This is a genomic window from Klebsiella sp. ME-303, from assembly GCF_007910085.1.
Lineage (GTDB): Bacteria > Pseudomonadota > Gammaproteobacteria > Enterobacterales > Enterobacteriaceae > Klebsiella > Klebsiella michiganensis.
In genome coordinates, this window is the sequence record NZ_VOJB01000090.1 from 31,202 (window position 1) to 48,183 (window position 16,982).

At 57.1% G+C, this 16,982-nt stretch carries 10 protein-coding genes; 8 read left to right on the forward strand and 2 right to left on the reverse strand.

Annotated features, from left to right (window positions below):
- Positions 1–4 precede the first annotated feature (4 nt).
- From glgC to glgP, 3 genes are read left to right on the forward strand one after another with little or no spacing between them, the layout of a single operon-like run.
- On the forward strand, positions 5–1,300 hold the full coding sequence (glgC, locus tag FQK12_RS20510) for a glucose-1-phosphate adenylyltransferase (RefSeq protein ID WP_004106488.1): 1,296 nt from the start codon (positions 5–7) through the stop codon (positions 1,298–1,300).
- The gene (gene glgA / locus FQK12_RS20515) at positions 1,300–2,733 is read left to right on the forward strand and encodes a glycogen synthase GlgA (RefSeq protein WP_014227072.1); all 1,434 of its coding nucleotides are present in this window, start codon (positions 1,300–1,302) and stop codon (positions 2,731–2,733) included. The genes glgC and glgA overlap by 1 nt, the downstream gene beginning before the upstream one ends.
- Positions 2,734–2,748: 15 nt before the next feature.
- Positions 2,749–5,196: a glycogen phosphorylase gene (glgP, locus tag FQK12_RS20520; RefSeq protein ID WP_014227071.1), complete on the forward strand. Its 2,448-nt coding sequence runs from the start codon at positions 2,749–2,751 to the stop codon at positions 5,194–5,196.
- A gap of 51 nt (positions 5,197–5,247) precedes the next feature.
- Here glgP and glpD read toward each other — a convergent pair whose 3' ends face one another.
- The gene (gene glpD / locus FQK12_RS20525; protein WP_004854978.1) at positions 5,248–6,756 is read right to left on the reverse strand and encodes a glycerol-3-phosphate dehydrogenase; all 1,509 of its coding nucleotides are present in this window, start codon (positions 6,754–6,756) and stop codon (positions 5,248–5,250) included.
- 212 nt (positions 6,757–6,968) lie between these two features.
- Between glpD and glpE the strand changes: the two genes are divergently transcribed.
- From glpE to FQK12_RS20540, 3 genes are read left to right on the forward strand one after another with little or no spacing between them, the layout of a single operon-like run.
- On the forward strand, positions 6,969–7,298 hold the full coding sequence (gene glpE / locus FQK12_RS20530; RefSeq protein ID WP_004126086.1) for a thiosulfate sulfurtransferase GlpE: 330 nt from the start codon (positions 6,969–6,971) through the stop codon (positions 7,296–7,298).
- A 59-nt stretch (positions 7,299–7,357) separates the two neighbouring features.
- Complete coding sequence (gene glpG / locus FQK12_RS20535; protein ID WP_014227070.1) at positions 7,358–8,188, forward strand: rhomboid family intramembrane serine protease GlpG; 831 nt, start codon at positions 7,358–7,360, stop codon at positions 8,186–8,188.
- Between the two features lie 19 nt (positions 8,189–8,207).
- A complete protein-coding gene (locus FQK12_RS20540) occupies positions 8,208–8,966 on the forward strand; it encodes a DeoR/GlpR family transcriptional regulator (RefSeq protein WP_004106478.1) in 759 nt (252 codons plus the stop codon).
- A 165-nt stretch (positions 8,967–9,131) separates the two neighbouring features.
- On the opposite strand, the gene malT is transcribed toward FQK12_RS20540, so the two are convergent.
- Positions 9,132–11,837, reverse strand: coding sequence for an HTH-type transcriptional regulator MalT (gene malT, locus FQK12_RS20545; protein WP_146295766.1), 2,706 nt, complete (start codon positions 11,835–11,837; stop codon positions 9,132–9,134).
- 619 nt (positions 11,838–12,456) lie between these two features.
- Here malT and malP point away from each other — a divergent pair.
- Positions 12,457–14,847 carry a maltodextrin phosphorylase gene (gene malP / locus FQK12_RS20555; RefSeq protein WP_009654839.1) on the forward strand — a complete coding sequence of 797 codons (2,391 nt, stop codon included), beginning with the start codon at positions 12,457–12,459 and terminating at the stop codon, positions 14,845–14,847.
- Positions 14,848–14,857: 10 nt separating this feature from the next.
- The gene (gene malQ / locus FQK12_RS20560; protein WP_014227067.1) at positions 14,858–16,951 is read left to right on the forward strand and encodes a 4-alpha-glucanotransferase; all 2,094 of its coding nucleotides are present in this window, start codon (positions 14,858–14,860) and stop codon (positions 16,949–16,951) included.
- Positions 16,952–16,982: the final 31 nt, after the last annotated feature.

The window sequence follows — 16,982 nt, forward strand, 5'->3', positions numbered from 1 at the left end:
AATTATGGTTGGGGTAGAAAAGAACGATCCATTGATGCTGGCGCGTCAGTTGCCGATCAAATCCGTTGCGCTGATCCTTGCCGGGGGACGTGGTACCCGTCTGAAGGATCTGACCAATAAACGCGCGAAACCTGCTGTCCATTTCGGCGGCAAGTTCCGCATTATCGATTTTGCGTTATCTAACTGTATTAACTCAGGCATTCGACGCATCGGCGTCATCACCCAGTATCAATCGCATACGCTGGTGCAGCATATCCAGCGCGGCTGGTCGTTCTTCAATGAAGAGATGAACGAGTTTGTTGACCTGCTGCCCGCCCAGCAAAGGATGCAGGGGGAAAACTGGTATCGCGGCACGGCGGATGCGGTGACGCAGAACCTCGACATCATTCGTCGTTACAAGGCGGAGTACGTCGTTATCCTCGCGGGCGACCATATTTACAAACAAGACTACTCGCGCATGCTTATCGATCACGTCGAAAAAGGCGCGCGTTGCACCGTGGCCTGTATGCCGGTGCCTATTGAAGAAGCACGGGCGTTCGGGGTCATGGCGGTGGACGAGAGCGATAAGATTATCGATTTCGTCGAAAAACCGGCTAATCCGCCAGCGATGCCGGGCGATGCCAGCAAATCGCTGGCGAGTATGGGTATCTATGTCTTTGACGCGGATTACCTTTATGAGCTTCTGGAAGAAGACGACAGCGATGAAAGCTCCAGCCACGATTTTGGTAAAGACATCATTCCGAAAATCACCAAAGCTGGCATGGCTTATGCACATCCTTTCCCGCTTTCCTGCGTGCAGTCCGATCCGCAGTCTGAGCCCTACTGGCGTGATGTCGGGACTCTGGAAGCGTACTGGAAAGCCAACCTCGATCTGGCTTCGGTGACCCCGGAACTGGACATGTACGATCAGAACTGGCCGATTCGCACCCATATGGAGCCTTTGCCTCCGGCAAAATTCGTCCAGGACCGCTCGGGCAGCCACGGGATGACCCTGAACTCGCTGGTTTCAGGCGGCTGTATTATCTCCGGTTCGGTGGTTGTGCAGTCGGTGCTGTTCCCGCGCGTGCGGGTGAATTCATTCTGTAATATTGATTCGGCAGTCTTGTTGCCAGAGGTTTGGGTTGGCCGTTCGTGCCGCCTGCGTCGCTGCATTATTGACCGCGCCTGCGTGATCCCGGAAGGTATGGTTGTTGGGGAGAACGCGGAAGAGGATGCACGCCGTTTCTACCGCTCGGAGGAAGGTATCGTGCTGGTCACCCGCGACATGCTGCGGAAATTGGGGTATCCACAGGAGCGCTAATGCAGGTATTACATGTATGTTCAGAGATGTTCCCGCTGTTAAAAACCGGTGGACTGGCGGATGTGATCGGCGCGCTGCCTGCAGCGCAAATTGCCGGGGGCGTCGACACGCGCGTACTGCTGCCCGCATTTCCTGATATCCGCCGCGGCGTGACGGATGCGCAGGTGGTGACGCGCCGGGAGACGTTTGCCGGGCGCATCACTTTGCTGTTCGGTCACTTTAACGGCGTGGGCATCTATTTGATTGATGCCCCGCATCTCTACGATCGCCCAGGGAGCCCTTACCACGATACCAATCAGCACGCCTATACCGACAACGTGCTGCGCTTTGCGCTGCTGGGATGGGTCGGTAGCGAGATGGCCTGCGGCCTGGATCCTTTCTGGCGCCCTGACGTTGTTCACGCCCACGACTGGCATGCGGGCCTGACGCCGGCCTATCTGGCGGCGCGCGGCCACCCGGCTAAGTCGGTCTTTACGGTGCATAACCTGGCCTACCAGGGGATGTTCTACTCGTGGCATATGAACGACATTGAGCTGCCGTGGTCGTTCTACAACGTTCATGGCCTTGAATTTAACGGCCAGATCTCCTTTCTGAAGGCGGGGCTCTACTACGCCGACCATATTACGGCGGTCAGCCCGACCTATGCGCGCGAAATCACCGAGCCGCAGTTCGCTTACGGCATGGAAGGGCTGCTGCGTCAGCGGCAGCATGAGGGCCGCCTTTCCGGGATCCTCAACGGGGTGGATGACCATATCTGGAATCCGGAAAGCGACCTGCTGCTGGCCGCGCGCTACGATCGCGATCGGCTGGAAGATAAAGCGGAAAACAAACGCCAGCTGCAAATCGCCATGGGGCTGAAGGTGGATGACAAAGCGCCGCTGTTTGCCGTTGTCAGCCGTTTGACCAGCCAGAAGGGGCTGGACCTGGTGCTTGAGGCGCTGCCGGGCCTGCTGGAGCAGGGCGGTCAGCTGGCGCTGCTGGGGGCGGGCGATCCGGTGCTGCAGGAGGGCTTCCTGGCCGCCGCGGCCGAGCATCCGGGCAAGGTCGGCGTACAGATTGGCTACCATGAAGCCTTCTCGCACCGCATTATGGGCGGCGCCGATGTGATTCTGGTGCCCAGCCGTTTTGAACCGTGCGGCTTAACCCAGCTGTACGGCCTGAAGTACGGCACGCTACCGCTGGTGCGGCGTACCGGCGGACTGGCGGACACCGTGTCCGATTGCTCGCTGGAGAATCTCGCCGACGGTCTGGCTACCGGCTTTGTTTTTGAAGATAGCAACGCTTTGTCGCTGCTGCGGGCTATTCGACGCACATTCGTCCTGTGGTCGCGCCCGTCGCTCTGGCGCTACGTCCAGCGTCAGGCGATGAATATGGATTTTAGCTGGCAGGTTGCCGCAAATTCTTACCGCGAACTTTATCAACGCTTGCTGTAACCAGGAGCCAAAGCTATGAATGTACCTTTTAGCTACTCATCACCCACCCTGAGCGTTGAGGCGTTAAAGCACTCTATTGCTTATAAGCTGATGTTTATCATCGGCAAAGATCCGGCTATCGCTAACAAACATGAATGGCTCAACGCCACGCTGTTCGCCGTTCGCGATCGCATGGTTGAGCGCTGGCTGCGTTCAAACCGGGCGCAGCTCTCTCAGGAAGTGCGCCAGGTTTACTATCTGTCGATGGAGTTTTTGATTGGCCGTACCTTGTCCAACGCGCTGCTATCGCTCGGTATTTATGAGGACGTGAACAGCGCGCTGGAAGAGATGGGGCTGAATCTTGAAGAGCTGATTGACGAAGAGAACGACCCGGGCCTGGGCAACGGCGGTCTTGGTCGTCTGGCTGCCTGCTTCCTCGACTCGCTGGCGGCGCTGGGTTTGCCGGGCCGCGGCTACGGTATTCGCTACGACTACGGGATGTTTAAGCAGAATATCGTCGACGGGCGGCAGAAAGAGTCCCCGGACTACTGGCTGGAGTACGGCAACCCGTGGGAGTTCGAGCGCCACAATACGCGCTACAAAGTGCGCTTCGGCGGCCGCATTCAGCAGGAAGGTAAACATTCCCGCTGGGTGGAGACCGAAGAGATTATTGCCGAAGCCTACGATCAGATCATCCCGGGTTTCGACACCGATGCCACCAACACGCTGCGTCTGTGGAGCGCGCAGGCCAGCAGCGAGATCAACCTCGGTAAATTCAACCAGGGCGACTACTTCGCGGCGGTGGAAGATAAAAACCACTCCGAGAACGTGTCGCGGGTGCTCTATCCGGATGACTCCACCTATTCCGGGCGCGAGCTGCGCCTGCGCCAGGAGTATTTCCTCGTGTCGGCGACGGTACAGGATATCCTCAGCCGTCACTACCAGCTGCATAAAACCTACGCCAATCTGGCGGACAAAATCGCGATTCACCTCAACGACACGCACCCGGTGCTGTCGATTCCGGAGCTGATGCGCCTGCTGATTGACGAGCATAAGTTTAGCTGGGATGAGGCGTTCGAGGTGACCTGCCAGGTCTTCTCCTATACCAACCATACCCTGATGAGCGAAGCGCTGGAGACCTGGCCCGTCGATATGCTGGGTAAAATCCTGCCGCGTCATTTGCAGATTATTTTCGAGATTAATGACTACTTCCTGAAGACCCTGCAGGAGCAGTATCCCAACGATACGGCGATGCTGGGCCGTACGTCGATTATCGACGAGTCTAACGGGCGTCGCGTACGCATGGCGTGGCTGGCGGTGGTGGTAAGCCACAAGGTCAACGGCGTGTCGGAGCTGCACTCCCGGCTGATGGTCGAGTCGCTGTTTGCCGAATTTGCCAAAATCTTCCCGATGCGCTTTACCAACGTCACGAACGGCGTCACTCCGCGCCGCTGGCTGGCGCTGGCGAATCCGCCGCTGTCGAAAGTGCTGGATGAAAATATCGGCCACACCTGGCGTACGGATTTAAGCCAGCTGAAGGAGCTGGAGCAGCATATTGACTATCCGAAGGTTAACCAGGCGGTGCGCCAGGCCAAGCTGGAAAACAAGCAGCGGCTGGCGAACTACATCGGCCAGCAGCTTAACGTGGTGGTCAACCCGAAAGCCCTGTTCGATGTGCAGATCAAGCGTATTCACGAGTACAAACGTCAGCTAATGAACGTGCTGCATGTGATCACCCGCTACAATCGCATTAAGGCCGATCCCGACGCCGAGTGGGTACCGCGCGTGAATATCTTCGCCGGCAAGGCGGCTTCGGCTTACTACATGGCGAAGCATATTATTCATTTAATCAATGACGTCGCGGCGGTGGTGAATAACGATCCGGACGTTGGCGATAAGCTGAAAGTGGTGTTCATTCCTAACTACAGCGTAAGCCTCGCGCAGCTGATCATTCCGGCGGCGGATCTCTCCGAGCAGATCTCGCTGGCGGGGACGGAGGCGTCCGGTACCAGCAACATGAAGTTCGCGCTTAACGGCGCGTTAACCATCGGTACCCTGGACGGGGCTAACGTTGAGATGCAGGAGCACGTCGGGGCGGATAATTTCTTTATCTTCGGTAATACGGCGGAAGAGGTTGAAGCCCTGCGGGCTAACGGCTACAAACCGCGTGATTACTATGAGCAGGATGAAGAGCTGCACCAGGCGCTGACGCAGATCGGCACCGGCCTGTTCAGCCCATCGGAGCCGGGACGCTACCGTGACCTGCTGGATTCGCTGATTAACTTCGGCGACCACTATCAGGTTCTGGCGGATTACCGTAGCTACGTGGATTGTCAGGATAAGGTGGATGAGCTGTACCGTCATCCGGAGGAGTGGGCCAATAAAGCGATGCTGAATATCGCCAATATGGGCTACTTCTCTTCTGACCGCACTATTAAAGAGTATGCCGACCATATCTGGCATATCGATCCGGTAAGGTTGTAACGGATTAGCCATAAAAAACGGGGCCCGCAGGCCCCGTTACTGTTTGCGGTGTTACGACGCCAGCGACAGCTCAGACTTTCCCGCGTGCTGCGCCAGCCACTCGCTGATGCGCGCCTGCTGCTCGTCATTCAGCCACATACCTTGTTTAGTGCGACGCCAGATCGCGTCATCCAGCGAACGAACCCATTCGTGCTCAACCAGATAGCGCAGTTCGGCTTCAAAAAACTCATGGCCGAAATGCTCACCCAGATCGTCCAGTGAGGTCGCCTTATCAAGGATTAGCTCGCTGTTGCTGCCGTAGGTGCGGGCGTAATGGCGGGCCATCGATTCGCTGATAAACGAAAAGCGGCGGCGCAGTTTCGCCGCGTAGTCGTCACGGTCGCTGCCGATATCGCCGCCGGGCAGCACCGCGGTTTTGGTCCATGCCGGGCCGATGCCTTTGTAGTAAGGCGTCAGTTTCTCCAGCGCATGCTCGGCCAGCTTGCGATAGGTGGTCAGCTTGCCGCCAAAGACCGACAGCAGCGGCGCCTGCCCGTTATCATCATGGATATCAAGAGTGTAATCGCGGGTGATCGCCTGCGGCGAGTCGGATTCATCGTCGCACAGCGGGCGCACGCCGGAGTAGGTCCAGACGATATCGTCCCGCGTGAGAGGCTTTTTAAAGTGGGCGTTATAGACGTTCAGCAGGTAGTTCACTTCGTTGTCGTCGATCGCTACCGCTTTCGGATCGCCTTTATACTCCACGTCGGTGGTGCCGATGATGGAAAATTCATCCATCCACGGGATCACAAACACAATGCGTTTATCTTCATTTTGCAGGATGTAGGCCTGTTTCTGCGTGTGCACGCGCGGCACCACGATATGGCTGCCCTTGATCAAGCGAATACCGTACGGCGAGCGCAGATGCATCCCTTCGTCGAAGAACTGTTTGACCCACGGGCCGGTGGCGTTAACCAGACCGCGCGCCTGCCAGGTAAACTTCTCGCCGCTATCAATATCTTCGGCTTCGACAATCCACAAACCGTTTTCACGTTTTGCCGAGATGGCGCGGGTCCGCGTGCGCACTTCCCCGCCTTTACGCACAACCATCTGGGCATTGGCCAGCACCAGACGCGCATCGTCAACCCAGCAGTCGGAATATTCGAAACCGCGCACGATTTCAGGTTTAAGTACCGATTCTGTGCCAAAACGCAACCCGGTTGAGCCGGGTAAGCTGGTGCGCTTGCCCAGATGATCGTACATAAACAGGCCAATGCGGATCATCCACGCCGGACGCAGATGCGGGCGATGCGGTAAACGAAAGCGCATCGGGAAGGCGATATGCGGGGCCATTTTCAACAACACTTCGCGTTCGGCCAGCGCTTCGCTCACCAGACGGAACTCATAGTGTTCAAGGTAGCGCAGCCCGCCGTGAATCAGCTTTGAGCTGGCGCTGGATGTGGCGCAGGCAAGGTCGCTTGCCTCCAGCATCAGTACGGATAAACCACGCCCTGCGGCGTCTGCCGCGATACCGGCACCGTTGATGCCTCCCCCTATCACAATCAGATCTTTGGTTTCCACGCTCGCCACCTCTTACACTTTCGTTTAAGCTCACAAATGTTCGATATCGCTCAATATAGCAAACAATCGCGCTATTGGTAACATCAAAAAAACATTTCAGAGTGATGCGTGTAACATATTGGCGTTTATTTAGCGCCAGGCTGTACACTAGACGCTAAAATCCAGGGCGTTTCGCCGCCTGCCTGTATATCCGTATATAAAGAAGAGAGCTTATGGATCGCTTTGAATGTATTAACGTAGAAGAAGCCCACCAGAAAATGCACCAGCAGACGGCGGTGCTGGTCGATATTCGCGACCCGCAAAGCTATGCGATGGGCCACACGCCGGGCGCATTCCATCTGACCAACGATACGCTGGGCGCGTTTATGCGCGACAACGACTTTGATACGGCGGTCATGGTGATGTGCTATCACGGCAATAGCAGCAAAGGCGCCGCGCAGTATCTGCTGCAGCAGGGTTACGACAAGGTTTACAGCGTGGACGGCGGGTTTGATGCCTGGCACCGGCATTTTCCGGCGGAAGTCGCGCATGGCGCACTTTAGGCGTTAGCGCCGGTTGTGGCTATAATATCTCCCTTTGTGTGGAATAAGCGATCCGCTGCATGTTAATGATTACCTCTTTTGCCAACCCGCGCGTGGCCCAGGCGTTTGTCGACTATATGGCGACGCAGGGCATTATTCTGACTATTCAGCAGCATACGCAGAGCGATATCTGGCTGGCTGATGAGTCCCAGGCCGGACGCGTACAGGCCGAGCTGGCCCGCTTTCTGGAAAATCCCGCCGATCCGCGTTACCTCGCCGCCAGCTGGCAGTCGGGGCACACCAATAGCGGGCTGCACTACCAGCGCTTTCCCTTTTTAGCGACGCTTCGCCATAACGCCGGGCCGGTGACCTGGGGCGTGCTCTTCGCCTGCATCGCCGTCTTTGTCCTGCAAACGGTCATTGGCGATCAACCGGTCATGCTGCTGCTGGCCTGGCCCTACGATCCTTCGCTGAAATTTGAAGTCTGGCGCTACTTTAGCCATGCGCTTATGCACTTCTCGCTGATGCATATTCTGTTCAACCTGCTATGGTGGTGGTACCTCGGCGGAGCGGTAGAAAAGCGCATCGGCAGCGGCAAGCTGGTGGTGATTACGGTGATCGCCGCTTTGCTGAGCGGCTTTGTGCAGCATCAGTTCAGCGGCCCGTGGTTTGGCGGACTCTCCGGCGTAGTCTATGCGCTAATGGGCTATGTCTGGCTACGGGGCGAGCGCGATCCGCAGAGCGGCGTTTATTTACAGCGCGGCTTGATACTCTTCTCTTTAGTATGGTTAATTGCTGGATGGTTTGATGTTTTCGGCATGTCGATTGCGAACGGTGCGCACGTGGCCGGTCTGGTGACCGGGCTGGCGATGGCGTTTGTTGATACGCAGAATGTGCGAAAACGAACGTAGAGATTCCCAGGGATATTTCATGAAACAAACACAACGTCATGACGCGATTATCGAGCTGGTAAAAAAACAGGGATACGTCAGTACCGAAGAGCTTGTCGAGCAGTTTGCCGTCAGCCCGCAGACCATTCGCCGCGATCTGAATGATTTAGCCGATCAGAAAATGATTCTGCGTCATCACGGCGGCGCTGCGCTACCGTCCAGCTCGGTGAATACGTCCTGGCACGACAGAAAATCGACCCAGACCCAGGAAAAAGAGCGCATCGCCCGCAAGGTGGCGAGCGAAATCCCCGATGGCGCGACGCTGTTTATCGATATCGGTACCACGCCGGAAGCGGTGGCCCACGCGCTGCTTAACCATAACGACCTGCGCATCGTCACCAATAACCTCAACGTCGCCAATACGCTGATGGTGAAAGAGGACTTCCGCATTATCCTGGCCGGCGGCGAGCTGCGCAGCCGGGATGGCGGTATTATCGGTGAGGCCACCCTGGACTTTATCTCCCAGTTTCGCCTTGATTTCGGCATTCTCGGCATCAGCGGTATCGACAGCGATGGCTCGCTGCTGGAGTTTGACTACCACGAAGTGCGCACCAAACGGGCGATTATTGAAAACTCCCGCCACGTGATGCTGGTCGTTGACCATTCTAAATTTGGCCGTAATGCGATGGTCAACATGGGCAGCATCAGCATGGTTGATGCGGTCTATACCGATGTGATGCCGCCCGCCGGCGTACTGAAGGTGATTACCGATAACAACCTTCAGCTGGAGCTGTGCTGAACCTTTAGCATTTCCGGGTCATGCCAGAGCGTTGCTCCGCCTGACGCGCGCGATTGATGGCGTGGTGTTGATGAGTGACAGGATTATCTCCGCCGTCAGGCGGAGGGAAACCTGCCGCCGGCGATGACGTAACGGTTATGTTGCCTGAAGCGAGCCGATAGCGGCTTAAACCCCGTATCCCATCATTTTCAACAGCTGCTGGGCATGCTGAACGGCATCCTGGCGGTGCGCCACGCCCAGCTTCTGATACAAGTTACGGATATGCGTTTTAATCGTAGTGGCGGCCACGTCCAGCTCACCGGCAATCTGCTCGTTGCTGTAGCCGGAATAGATAAGTCCCAGGACCTGCCATTCGCGCTGGGTCAGCGGGCTGGTGCGGATAAGCTCCGGCACTTCCGGGTGGTTCAGCAGCCGTTCGACGAAGCTCTCGTCAAAGTGGGCGAACTTATGCCGATGATGCTGGTTGATATCGCGCAGAATACGCTGGGCGCGGTGCTGCTCCAGCTCCGGCAGCGTATTGAGCTGAATCAGCTGGCGCAGCTGCTGCGCCATCGCTTCGCCTTCAATGACAAAATGATTAATAAACCCGGTGCGGTTAGCGAGGGTGAGCGCTTCCAGCAGCGCTTTTTGCGCTTCGCTCTTACGCCCGGCCTGCCAGTAGAGCTGGTTGAGCAGCAGCAGGTTGCGGTTCAGGTCGCTCATCAAACGCAGCGAGCGGGCGTTATCGTTTAGCTCTTCCAGCACCATTTCGGCGGAATCAAAATCGCCGAGCAGGATCTGCGCGCGGGCGATATTGCGCCACTGGCTCTGCAGGAAATGGTTGTTAGCGAATTCCGGTTTTGGCGTCTGGCGCAGCCAGTTTGCCGCGGCGGCTTTATCGCCGATCATCTGCCAGTAGATCACCCGGACTTTGTCGGCATTGGATACCCAGTCGCTATGGTAATGGCCGTTGCCAAGCAGGTTTTCCAGGCGATTCAAATGGCTGCGGGCGTTATCCAGGTCGCCCCGCGCCAGCGAGCACTGTACCATCAGCGTCAGGCACTGCAGCTGCTGCTGCGGCTGATAGGAGGAAAGCACGTTCATGCCGCTGCGCGCGGAGGTCTCCGCTTCATCCAGCCGCGCCCAGGCCCACAGCAGCTGGGAGCGAATCCGCAGCAGGAACTCGTGCATCGGCAGCTGCTCAAGGTGCTGTTCGCGAATCAGCTGGAACGCTTTTTCCTGAATTTCCCAGGCGGCCTGCAGGAACCCCTGCGCAAAGAGGATTTCGCTTTGCTGGATCATGCTCCATAACGCGTAGTGCCAGACGTCATGACGGCGGGCCATCTGTTCCGTCTGCTGCATGACCGCCAGCGATTTGCTCAGCTGGCCTTTGCAGTGCAGAACTTCACCGTGTACGGATGTGGCAACGATACGGCTGTAGTAGCTGGCCAGCGGCAGTTCATCAAGGGCCACCATCGCCAGGCGCTCGGCTTCGTCCTGATCGCCCGCGTTGATCGCCACCTGGGCGCGCAGGGCGTTGAAATCCCCGTGCATGGCGGTGTCCATTTCCGTATCCATCTCCTGCTCGGCGCGCGCCAGCAGGGTATTCACTTCGCTATAGCGGTGCTGGCTCTGCATCAGCCAGGCCTGCAAAAGAATTAAACGCGGGTTTTCCAGCAGGTTTGACCACGGCAGCGCGGCGAGGGACTGCTCCAGCAAACTCAGTTCGCTGTGGTTAAACATGCCCCACGCGTGGTTGAGCAGAATATCGCGCAGCATTTTGGCGTCACCCGCGGCCAGGGCGTGATGAATGGCTTCGCTCGGGAAGCCTTGCGCCATCCAGCTTTCTGCCGCCGCACGGTGAATTTCCGGTAGCTCAACCGCCAGCTCCCACTGGCAGCGCTGGCGCAGGAAGTTGCCGAACAGCGGATGGTAGCGGAACCATTCGCCGGAATCGTCCATCCGCTGCAGGAATAAGCCCTGACGTTCAATTTCTTCCAGCTGCATCTGGCCATTCTCTTCGCCGGTAACGCGGACGATGAGCGCATCGTTCATTGAACGCAGTAGCGAACTTTTCAGCAGGAAATTACGCGTCCGCGGGTCCACGTTGTCCAGCACCTCATCGACCAGGTAGTCAGAAAGATGGCTGGCGTTAATGCCGGCATGACGACGAGCGGAGTGGTGGGCGGAAGTATTGTTCTGGCGCGCCGAGAGGGCAATCAGCTGTAGCGCGGTGGCCCAGCCGGCAACATCGTCGCACAGCCTTTTGCTGTCGTCGGCCTCAATGGGCGAACTGAGACGACAGTCGAAAAACTGCTTGGCTTCCTGATGGGTAAAAGCCAGCTGCTGGCTGCCGATTTCCAGCAGCTGATCGCGCACGCGCAGGTTGGCGATACCCAGCTGCGGCAGATTACGCGACAGCACCACCAGCGTCATATTTTCTGGCTGATGGCGGAGGAAGAAACGCATTGCGTCATGAATCACCGGATTGCTGATCAGATGGTAATCATCAATCACCAGGAACAGCGGGCGCTGCCAGTCGGCCAGTTCAATAAACAGTTGTGCGAAGAGGGAAGGCAGGCTGGCGTACTGGCGTTTTTGCACCATCGCTTCGCTGGCCGCGCAGTGGCCGCCGGTTGCCTGTTGAACGGCGGCGATAAGATAGCTGGCAAAACGCTCCTGTTGGTTATCGCCTTCATCCAGGGAGAACCAGCCGAGATCGTTTTTCCCCGCCGCCCATTGAGACACGAGCGTGGTCTTACCGTAGCCAGCCGGGCTGGTCACCAACGCGAGACGATAATTGTTCGCGCCGGAAAGTTTCGCCAGCAATCGCTCACGAACCACAGTGTGTTCAAGGCGGACCGGGCGACTTAATTTAGACGGAATCAACATAGTTCTTCATTTCGCTGTGCAAGGGAGGAGTTGCGAATTTTTTTGCGCTTCGTAATTAATATCCAATAAGGTCGGCCATAATGAATTTTATTGCAAGTTATGTCCGAGTTTTATGCTCTTGAATTTGCTCTATGTCACAAATTTGGACATAGAGATAAATTCAAAGAAATCCGCGTCAGCGTGCGCGGTTGTTGGGATTGCGCAGGTTACAGACACAATAAGCTAATGTTTTATTACAAAATTAGTAGCTGTTTGTTTTTAATAAAATATTATCAGCGAAATCTTATAAGTCATCCTTTTGAGCTATTTCTACATTAAAGTACGTTTATTCCCCTGATATTTACTTTTATTTGTCGATATTTACACAACGGCGTTTCGCTTGCTTTTATCGTCCTGGCTTGTAACAAAATTTTGAGCGCCAGGCGGGCCGGTTTGTTGTTCCGGTATGGCGAATTTTGCAGCATAATTTTGGCCGGTAGGCTAACGTAATAGTGGCCACGATCACACTTTTCGCTCATCCCTGCTACTCCTCCCCGGCTAATCCCTGGCGGGATGAGGACGTGACTCCGGGAGGTCGGCACACTAACGCTAACGTTTTAGTAAAGGACCCGGATTACTTATGTCACAGACTTCTTTTAACAAAGCTCAGTTTCAGGCTGCACTGACGCGTCAGTGGCAGCATTTTGGTTTACAGTCCGCTTCCGAGATGACCCAGCGTCAGTGGTGGCGCGCCGTTAGCGGTGCGCTGTCCGAGCTGTTGTCGGCTCAGCCGGTAGCGAAAGCGGCCGAAGGGCAGCGCCACGTAAACTATATCTCCATGGAGTTTTTGATCGGTCGCCTGACCGGCAACAACCTGCTTAACCTTGGCTGGTATCAGCAGGTCAGCGATGAGCTTCAGGCGCACGACATTAATTTGACCGACCTGCTGGAAGAGGAAATCGACCCGGGTCTGGGCAACGGCGGTCTTGGCCGTCTGGCGGCTTGTTTCCTTGATTCAATGGCTACCGTTGGCCAGTCGGCGACCGGCTACGGCCTGAACTACCAGTACGGTCTGTTCCGCCAGTCTTTCGCTGACGGCCAGCAGATGGAAGCGCCGGATGACTGGGGGCGTAATAGCTACCCGTGGTTCCGCCACAACGAAGCGCTGGACGTGCAGGTTGGCCTCGGCGGTAAAGTGACCAAAAGCGGTGAGTGGGTACCGGCATTCGTGATTACCGGCGAAGCCTGGGATCTGCCGGTGCTGGGCTACCGCAACAACGTGGCTCAGCCGCTGCGCCTGTGGCAGGCTAAGCACGCGCATCCGTTTAACCTGACCAAATTCAACGACGGCGATTTCCTGCGTGCCGAACAGCAGGGCATTGACGCCGAAAAACTGACGAAAGTTCTCTACCCGAACGATAACCATCAGGCGGGTAAAAAACTGCGTCTGATGCAGCAGTACTTCCAGTGCGCCTGCTCGGTTGCCGATATTCTGCGTCGCCATCATCTGGCGGGCCGCAAGCTGGCGGAGCTAGCGGATTATGAAGTCATCCAGCTTAACGATACTCACCCGACGATTGCGATTCCGGAACTGCTGCGCGTGCTGATTGATGAGCATCAGCTGAGCTGGGACGACGCCTGGGCGATTACCAGCAAAACCTTCGCGTATACCAACCACACCCTGATGCCGGAAGCGCTGGAGTGCTGGGATGAGAAGCTGGTGAAAGCGCTGCTGCCGCGCCACATGCAGATCATCAAACAGATTAACGACCGCTTTAAAACGCTGGTGGATAAAACCTGGCCGGGCGATAAGCAGGTATGGGCGAAACTGGCGGTGGTGCACGATAAACAGGTTCGCATGGCGAACATGTGCGTGGTGAGCGGCTTTGCGGTTAACGGCGTTGCCGCGCTGCACTCCGACCTGGTGGTGAAAGATCTGTTCCCGGAATATCACCAGCTGTGGCCGAATAAATTCCATAACGTCACCAACGGTATTACCCCGCGCCGCTGGATCAAACAGTGCAACCCGGCTCTGGCCGCGCTGCTGGATAAAACCCTGAAGAAAGAGTGGGCCAACGATCTCGACCAGCTGATCAACCTCGAAAAATATGCCGATGACGCTAAGTTCCGTCAGACGTATCGCGACATTAAGCTGGCCAACAAGGTTCGTCTGGCGGAGTTTGTGAAGCGGCGTACCGGTATCGAGATTAATCCGCAGGCGATTTTCGATATCCAGATTAAACGTCTGCACGAGTACAAACGTCAGCACCTCAACCTGCTGAACATCCTCGCGCAGTACAAAGAAATCCGCGAGAACCCGCAGACGGACCGCGTACCGCGCGTGTTCCTGTTCGGTGCGAAAGCGGCGCCGGGCTACTACCTGGCGAAGAATATTATCTGGGCGATCAACAAGGTTGCCGCAGCGATCAATAACGATCCGCTGGTTGGCGATAAGCTGAAAGTGGTATTCCTGCCGGACTACTGCGTCTCGGCGGCGGAAATGCTGATCCCGGCGGCGGATGTCTCCGAGCAGATCTCTACGGCGGGTAAAGAGGCCTCCGGTACCGGCAATATGAAGCTGGCGCTGAACGGCGCGCTGACCGTGGGAACCCTGGACGGGGCGAACGTGGAAATCGCTGAGCAGGTGGGTGACGAAAACATCTTTATCTTCGGTCATACCGTGGAAGAAGTGAAAGCGCTGAAGGCCAAAGGCTACGATCCGCTGAAATGGCGTAAGAAAGACAAGCTGCTGGACGCGGTGCTGAAAGAGCTGGAGAGCGGCAAATATAGCGATGGCGATAAGCATGCCTTTGACCAGATGCTGCATAGCCTGCTGAAAGGCGGCGATCCGTACCTGGTGCTGGCGGATTTTGAAGCCTACGTGGCGGCGCAGAAGCAGGTTGATGCGCTGTATCGCGACCAGGAGGCCTGGACGCGCGCAGCGATCCTGAACACCGCGCGCTGCGGCATGTTCAGCTCCGACCGCTCGATTCGCGATTATCAGCAACGTATCTGGCAGGCAAAACGCTAAGGACAGGCCTATGGAGACTAAACGCCTTGATAACGCTGCCCTGGCGGCGGGAATAAGCCCAAGCTACATCAACGCTCATGGAAAGCCGCAGTCCATTGCTGCGGTGACCAAGCAGCGGCTGCTTGATGCGATGCATCGTACAGCGAGCGCCGTGAAGGCGGCGGTTAACCCGCTGCCTGCGGTGCAGGTGTTCACCTACGGCAAAAAGATGTCTCTGCCGGTGGCGGGCCAGGGGGAGTTCCACTGGATCCTCACCACCGAAGAAGGGAAACAGTATCAGGGCCAGGCGCGCGGCGGTGAAACGCTGCCGCTGCCGGCAAGATTGCCGGAAGGGTACCACACGCTGACGCTGACTCAGGACGGCGACCGCTGGCACTGCCGGGTCATCGTCGCGCCCGCGCGCTGCTACGAACCGCAGGCGCTGAAGGATGGCAAGAAGCTGTGGGGAACCTGCGTACAGCTGTATACGCTGCGCTCGGAGAAGAACTGGGGGATTGGCGACTTCGGCGATTTACGCGCGATGCTGCCGGAAATCGCCCGCCGCGGCGGTGCGTTTATCGGGCTTAACCCGATTCACGCGCTCTATCCGGCTAATCCGGAGAGCGCCAGTCCGTACAGCCCCTCTTCGCGCCGCTGGCTCAACGTTATCTATATAGACGTCAATGCGGTAGAGGATTTCCGACACAGCAAAGAAGCGCAGAAATGGTGGCAATCACCGGCTACGCAGCAGGCCCTACAGGCCGCGCGTCAGACCGATGATGTTGACTATACCGCCGTGACCGCCCTTAAGCTCACTGCGCTGCGCATGGCCTGGAAAGGTTTTTCCGCACGTAACGATGAGACGACGGCGGAGTTCCGTCAGTTTGTGGCGCGCGAGGGGGAAAGCCTGTACTGGCAGGCGGCGTTTGACGCGCTGCACGCCTGGCAGGTTAAGCAGGATCCGCTGCGCTGGGGCTGGCCCGCGTGGCCGAAGGCTTATCAGGATACCGATAGCCCGGAGGTTAAAGCGTTCTGCACCGAACACGCCGATGAGGTGAATTTTTACCTGTGGCTGCAGTGGCTCGCTTTCACTCAGTTTGCCGAATGCTGGCATACCAGCCAGAACGACGCCATGCCGATCGGCCTGTATCGCGACCTGGCGGTGGGCGTTGCGGAAGGCGGGGCGGAAACCTGGTGCGATCGCGAGCTGTACTGCCTGAAAGCTTCCGTCGGCGCGCCGCCGGATATCCTGGGCCCGCTGGGACAAAACTGGGGCCTGCCGCCGATGGATCCGCATATCATCGTGGCGCGCGCCTATGAGCCGTTTGTCGAACTGCTGCGCGCCAACATGCAAAACTGCGGGGCGCTGCGCATCGATCACGTGATGTCGGTGCTGCGTTTGTGGTGGATCCCTTACGGTGAAACGGCCGATCACGGCGCCTATGTGCAGTATCCGGTCGACGATCTGTTGTCGATTCTGGCGCTGGAGAGTAAGCGTCATCGCTGTATGGTGATCGGCGAGGATCTGGGAACCGTACCGGTAGAGATCGTCGGTAAGCTGCGTAAAAGCGGCGTTTACTCTTACAAAGTGCTCTATTTCGAAAATGACCACGAGAAGACTTTCCGTGCGCCGAAGGCGTATCCGGAGCAATCAATGGCTGTGGCTACGACGCATGACCTGCCAACGCTGCGCGGCTACTGGGAAAGCGGCGACCTGACGCTGGGTAAATCGCTTGGCCTGTATCCGGATGCGGTGGTACTGCGCGGACTGTATCAGGACCGCGAGCGGGCGAAGCAGGGGCTGCTGGACGCTCTGCACCGCTACGGCTGTCTGCCGAAGCGTACCGGGCACAAAGCGTCGCTGATGGCGATGACGTCGACCCTCAATCGTGGAATGCAGCGCTATATTGCCGACAGCAACAGCGCCCTGCTGGGCCTGCAGCCGGAAGACTGGCTGGAGATGGCCGAGCCGGTCAATATTCCGGGCACCAGCACGGAGTATCCAAACTGGCGTCGCAAGCTCTCCACCACGCTCGAGGCGATGTTTGCCGATGAGCAGGTGAATAAGCTGCTTAAGGATCTGGATAAGCGGCGCAAGGCGGCGAGTAAGAAGAAGCCAGCGTGATGTCAACGCGATAAAAAAGCCGGGAAGCGAT

Excerpts from the sequence above, each read along its gene's own strand:
- glgC (WP_004106488.1), top strand. The coding sequence starts at position 5 with ATGGTTGGGGTAGAAAAGAACGATCCATTGATGCTGGCGCGTCAGTTG.
- glgA (WP_014227072.1), top strand. The coding sequence starts at position 1,300 with ATGCAGGTATTACATGTATGTTCAGAGATGTTCCCGCTGTTAAAAACC.
- glgP (WP_014227071.1), top strand. The coding sequence starts at position 2,749 with ATGAATGTACCTTTTAGCTACTCATCACCCACCCTGAGCGTTGAGGCG.
- glpE (WP_004126086.1), top strand. The coding sequence starts at position 6,969 with ATGGATCGCTTTGAATGTATTAACGTAGAAGAAGCCCACCAGAAAATG.
- glpG (WP_014227070.1), top strand. The coding sequence starts at position 7,358 with ATGTTAATGATTACCTCTTTTGCCAACCCGCGCGTGGCCCAGGCGTTT.
- FQK12_RS20540 (WP_004106478.1), top strand. The coding sequence starts at position 8,208 with ATGAAACAAACACAACGTCATGACGCGATTATCGAGCTGGTAAAAAAA.
- malT (WP_146295766.1), bottom strand. The coding sequence starts at position 11,837 with ATGTTGATTCCGTCTAAATTAAGTCGCCCGGTCCGCCTTGAACACACT.
- malP (WP_009654839.1), top strand. The coding sequence starts at position 12,457 with ATGTCACAGACTTCTTTTAACAAAGCTCAGTTTCAGGCTGCACTGACG.
- malQ (WP_014227067.1), top strand. The coding sequence starts at position 14,858 with ATGGAGACTAAACGCCTTGATAACGCTGCCCTGGCGGCGGGAATAAGC.